We start from the raw sequence: 5,354 nt of genomic DNA, 5'->3' as shown, positions 1-5,354 counted from the left end.
TGACCAAGTCTCAGGCTCGCCGCCGTGCCATCGAACTGCTCGATCGGGTCGGTATCCCGGATCCTCATCTCAGGATCGACAGCTACCCACATCAGTTCTCAGGGGGCATGGCGCAGCGCGTCGTGGTCGCAATGGCGCTCGCCTGCAGCCCGAGGTTCCTCGTTGCCGACGAACCGACGACCGCACTCGACGTGACCGTGCAAGGACAGGTGCTCGACCTCATCGACGGCCTCCGACGTGAGTTCGGCCTGTCTGTGCTACTGATCACGCACGACTTGGGAGTCGTCTCCGACCTGGCCGATCGAGTTGCCGTGATGTATGCCGGCCAGATCGTCGAGTCGGGACCGCTCCACGAGGTCTTCCGATCGCCGGGTCACCCCTACACGGAGGGTCTACTCCTCGCCGTGCCAAGAAATGTCAGGCGCGAGAGATCGCTGCCAACCATCCCCGGTGTCGTGCCGCCGCCCGCTGAATGGCCCACCGGATGCCACTTCGGCTCCCGCTGCGCATACGTCGAACCCGAGTGCCACACCTCGGCGATCGGCCTCACAGTCGGTCAGCGCCAGGTCCGCTGTCGACGCGCAGACGAACTGACACTCGTCGGGATCGACCGGCCGACGTCAAGGGGTATCTCCTGATGACACGACCGCTGCTGGAGATCGCAAACCTTAACGTCACGTTCCGAGGACGGAGGTCAATTCTACCGTGGCGACGCGGACGAGATGTCCAGGCCGTGCAATCGGTCAGCCTGACGATCGGCGCTGGCGAGACGGTCGGGCTGGTCGGCGAATCGGGTTCCGGGAAGTCGACGGTCGGACGGGCGATCCTGCATCTGCTGCGACCGGATTCCGGGACGATCCGCCTTGCGGACTTCGACGTTACCGCTTTCGGCCGGCGGGAACCCGATGGGTATCGGCGAGCTGTGCAGGTCGTCTTCCAGGATCCGGTTGCCAGTCTGAACCCGGCGATGGTCGTAGGTCAGATCGTCGGCGAACCGCTCGGTCTCCACTACGGCATGAAACGTGCGGCGCAGCGCCGGCGTGTGGCCGAGTTGCTCGTGCAGGTGGGTTTGCAACCGGACCACGCCGATCGGTTCCCGTACGAGTTCTCGGGTGGCCAGCGGCAACGGATCGCGATTGCCCGCGCCTTGGCTTCCGAGCCCGATCTCATCGTCCTCGACGAGCCGGTGTCCGCCCTTGATGTGTCAACCCAGAGTCAGGTGATCAACCTCCTGGAGGATCTCCAGTCGACCACCGGTGCCGCGTATCTGATGATCGCCCACGACCTCGCGGTCGTGCGCCACGTCTGCCAGAGAATTCTGGTGATGTATCGGAGCCGCATCGTGGAGGAGGGCAGTTCGGACGACGTCTGTGAGCGACCGGCACATCCCTACACCGAACTGCTCCTCGCTTCTATTCCCGATCCGAATCCCGAAGTCCAGCGTGAGAAGGCTCGTCATCGTCGGGAGCTGGCCGTCGAGAACGCGAAACCGGTCGCCACCACAGGATGTCCGTTCGCCGAGCATTGTCCGCACACGATGGATATCTGCCTTACGACTTTCCCCGAACCCACCCAGCTGCCATGGGGGAGTCGGGTGTCGTGTCACCTCTACAATCAAGGAGAAACCCGTGATCCCAGAGGATCCAAGTGAATTCACCGATCTGTTCGCCGGACTTCGAGTCGTCGAGATAGGCCAGTACGTCGCCGCGCCGTACTGTGCCGAACTGTTCGCGAACGGAGGTGCCGACGTCATCTCCATCGAACCGCTGACTGGAAGCCCGACGAGATTCGGCCCGCCTGGCGCCCCGGACGGCGTGCAATATCTGAGCAAAGCCCGCGGTAAACGTTCGATCTCGATGGCGCTCAACACCGCCGACGGTACGAGAGCGGCGCGCGACCTAGCGCTCTCGGCAGACGTCGTGATCTCCAACCTCCGTCCCGGTCTCGCCGAGCGCCTGGGCCTCGACTTCGAGACGCTCTCGATCGAGAAGCCAACCATCATCGTGGCTCATGTCGATGGCTTTGGTGATCTGGGAGGTGAACGCGGCTGTGTCGACATCGTGGCACAGGCTGCGAGCGGGCTCCTCGCCTCGTTGGCGCTGAGCGCTCGTCCGGACGTCAGGCGCGACGTGCTTCTCACTGATGTCGCGGCTGGCATGCTATTGGCATTCGGTGTGTCGTCTGCACTCTGGTTTCGGGAGCGGACCGGTCGTGGCCAACGGGTTGCCACGTCGTTGATGGCGGCGGGCCTAGCCCTCCAGGTCCGCACCGCCCACGTCGTCGGCGATGGGCAACCTGCATTGATTCGAGTCATCGACGACCTCGCCGAGGGAGCGCAGTTCAGCGACACCCTGGCACGACGCAATGCGCTCACCAACAAGATGTACCCGACGTACGACGTGTTTGAAACCGCCAATGGCTGGGTGAGTGTCGGAGCAGTTCGCGGCAATGCGCATCTCCTCCTCGCAGCTGCAGGTCTCGATCCTCGGTCAGATCTGACCGACCCGGCGCTGAGCGATCAGCTACGCCGATCGCTTGCATCGAAGGACGCGGACGACCTGATCGCCGAACTCGAGCGTGGCGGCGTGCCGGTTGCTCGGGTGAGGCTCGTCGAAGAGGTGTTACTCGACGATCAACAAGTTGAGGCTGGAATCGTTGCAGAGATGCACCACGATCGGTTGGGTCGTCTCCGGTTCCCGGCAGCACCTGTCCGGTTCTCCGGTGCTCGCTACGAGACCTCCGAGAACGTTCCCGACCTCGGCGCCGACACGGTTGCTGTCCTTGAGGAGGTCGGCTGGTCTTCCGCCGACATCGATGATCTCGTCTCATCGGGTGTTCTCAATTGCAAACAGGAAGGAACGACAGCATGACCGATCCAAGAGGGGCGGGGAGCTCGACGAAGTTCGAGGGCGTCATCGGCCGGGACCTGTCCACTTCTCAGGCGTGGTATCCACCGGAACGGACTCCGGGTCCGGACGCTCCAAACGTGGTCGTGGTGATCTTGGACGACACGGGATTTGCTCACCTGGGATGCTACGGATCCGACATCGACACGAAGAACGTCGACGCGCTCGCGGCCGGGGGCCTCCGTTTCAATAACTTCCACACCACTGCGCTCTGCTCGCCCACACGGGCTGCGCTGTTGACGGGCCGAAATCATCACGACGTTGGGATGAGGTTTGTGTCGAACGTGGACGCCGGTTTCCCGAACAGTCGTGGCGCTCTGTCGACCGAAGCGGTGACACTCGCGGAAGTGCTCCGCGGTCAGGGATACGGCACCTACGCACTTGGAAAATGGCATCTTGCAAACATGGCGGACTGCGGTCCGACTGGACCGTTCGATCACTGGCCGGTCCAACGTGGCTTTGATCGCTACTACGGGTTCCTCGGAGGTGCGACGGACCAGTTTGCCCCGGAGTTGGTGTCGGACAATCAAGTCCTAGCTCCGCGCTCGGAAGCCGGCTATCACGTCTCCGAGGATCTGGTCGACCAAGCGATCGCTATGACGGGCACGCACTGCTCGCTTGCACCTGAGCGACCGTTTTTCTGCTACCTCGCCTTTGGGGCAACGCATTCACCGCACCAGGCGCCAACCGAGTTCCTCGAGAAGTACCGAGGGAGGTATGACGAAGGCTGGGATGTCATTCGCAAGCGTTGGTTCGAGCGTCAGTTGTCGAGGGGGATCGTGCCTGCTGGCACCGAGCTTGCCCCCCGCAACCCCGGCGTCCCGGCGTGGGAAGACGTTCCCGAACCTCATCGACGTCTCTTTGCGCGTATGCAGGAATCGTTTGCGGGTTTCTTGGATCACACCGATGTCCAGATCGGTCGGTTTATTGGCCACCTCCGTGCTCTCGAGGTCTTAGACAATACGATCGTGATCGTGCTGTCCGACAACGGCGCGAGTCAGGAGGGAGGCCATGGCGGCACGGTCAACGAACTCCGCTTTTTCAATCGGATCGCCGAGGACATTGGTGAAACGCTCGATCGGCTCGACGATATTGGCGGGCCGCTGACCTACAGCGACTATCCGAAGGGTTGGGCACAGGTCGGTAACACTCCACTGCGCTTCTACAAGCAGAACACCTATGAGGGCGGGATACGCGACCCCTTCGTTATCCACTGGCCGAACGGAATTGTGGACGCCGGCGCGATACGAACTCAGTACCAACATGTCGTGGACGTGATGCCGACCCTCCTCGAGTGCATCGGGATTGATGCACCGACGGCTTATCGCGGAGTCGAACAGCGACCAATGGCCGGCATCAGCTTCACCTATGCGCTGCGGAGCGCAGCTGCCGACGAGCCGACAAGACGGACGGCTCAGTACTACGAGATGCTCGGCCATCGGGCGATCTGGTCGGATGGATGGAAGGCCGTGACAATGCACCGTCAAGGGCAGCCGTTCGACGATGACGAGTGGGCCCTCTACCACATTGACGAGGACTTTTCTGAGTCTCACGACCTTGCCGCACAGCACCCAGAGATTGTTGCCGGGCTCGTTGATCTGTGGTGGACCGAAGCGGAAAGAAATGGCGTGCTTCCGCTTGATGACCGCAGCACCGAGTTGTTCGCACTGCGACGACCGGGTGCGGCCGACCGGGTGGAGTATCGGTTCCCACCGACACTGCCCCACCTTGAGCGCACGGCGGTACCCGATGTGCTCAATCGTTCGTATCGGATCTCGACCGTGATTGAGCGCACCGAGCAGCATCAGGGTGGAGTGATCGTCGCACTCGGCAGCTCACTCGGCGGCTATGTGCTGTATGTCCATGATGGTCGTCTCGTCTACGAGTACAACCATGCGGGAACGGTGACGCGAATCGAATCGAACGTTGACATTCCGACGGGCTCAGTGGAGGTCGAGTTCGGCTTCCAGGCGACCGATGAGCATTGCGGCATCGGGGTGTTGTGCATCGGGGACACCGTCGTCGGTACGACGGAATTCTCGACGCTGCCATTCAGGCAGAGTCTCTATGGCCTCGACGTCGGTCGCGACCTCGGACTCACGGTGTCGAACGCATATGTCGGGCCCAACGAGTTCCAGGGTCGACTCGGCGATGTGACGTATCATCTCGGCGCTCGCCGCGGCGTTGGGTCCGACGCAGCTGCTGCCGAGCTCCGCTCGTCGATGGTCGAGCAGTGACCAGTGACCGCGGTCGTGCGATCATCATCACCCGTCCGCGACACTCTGCCGGAGCAGGTACTCCTCGCGCACGATTCGTTTCTTGAGCTTGCCGCTGGCCTCACGCGGCAGTTTGTCCATGATGTCCAAGACCTGCGGCACCTTGAACGACGACAGTCGCCGGCGACAGTGCTCGAACAGGTCCTCGATCGTGGTCGCTGCGTCGGTCGGA

The 5,354-nt window shown here is 62.4% G+C and carries 4 protein-coding genes and 1 pseudogene; 4 read left to right on the top strand and 1 reads right to left on the bottom strand.

From position 1 onward, the window contains the following. The 4 genes from ACH2EI_RS15625 to ACH2EI_RS15610 form a co-directional block, all read left to right on the top strand. Positions 1-638, top strand: a 638-nt coding sequence (locus ACH2EI_RS15625; protein ID WP_395160719.1) for an ABC transporter ATP-binding protein, incomplete at its 5' end; no start/stop codon positions are given. 95 nt (positions 639-733) lie between these two features. Next, positions 734-1,651, top strand: coding sequence for an oligopeptide/dipeptide ABC transporter ATP-binding protein (locus tag ACH2EI_RS15620; RefSeq protein WP_395160717.1), 918 nt, complete (start codon positions 734-736; stop codon positions 1,649-1,651). Then, positions 1,629-2,870 carry a CaiB/BaiF CoA transferase family protein gene (locus tag ACH2EI_RS15615; RefSeq protein ID WP_395160715.1) on the top strand — a complete coding sequence of 414 codons (1,242 nt, stop codon included), beginning with the start codon at positions 1,629-1,631 and terminating at the stop codon, positions 2,868-2,870. The genes ACH2EI_RS15620 and ACH2EI_RS15615 overlap by 23 nt, the downstream gene beginning before the upstream one ends. Beyond that, positions 2,867-5,143: an arylsulfatase gene (locus ACH2EI_RS15610; RefSeq protein ID WP_395160713.1), complete on the top strand. Its 2,277-nt coding sequence runs from the start codon at positions 2,867-2,869 to the stop codon at positions 5,141-5,143. Before ACH2EI_RS15615 ends, ACH2EI_RS15610 begins: the two co-directional genes overlap by 4 nt. Positions 5,144-5,170: 27 nt before the next feature. On the opposite strand, the pseudogene ACH2EI_RS15605 reads toward ACH2EI_RS15610, so the two are convergent. Beyond that, positions 5,171-5,354: pseudogene (locus ACH2EI_RS15605) on the bottom strand (acyl-CoA synthetase); the annotation flags it as partial.

The sequence above is a fragment of the Ilumatobacter sp. genome (assembly GCF_041688325.1).
Lineage (GTDB): Bacteria > Actinomycetota > Acidimicrobiia > Acidimicrobiales > Ilumatobacteraceae > Ilumatobacter_A.
Note: the sequence above shows the minus strand (reverse complement) of the source record. Positions and strands in the feature narration are given on the sequence as shown.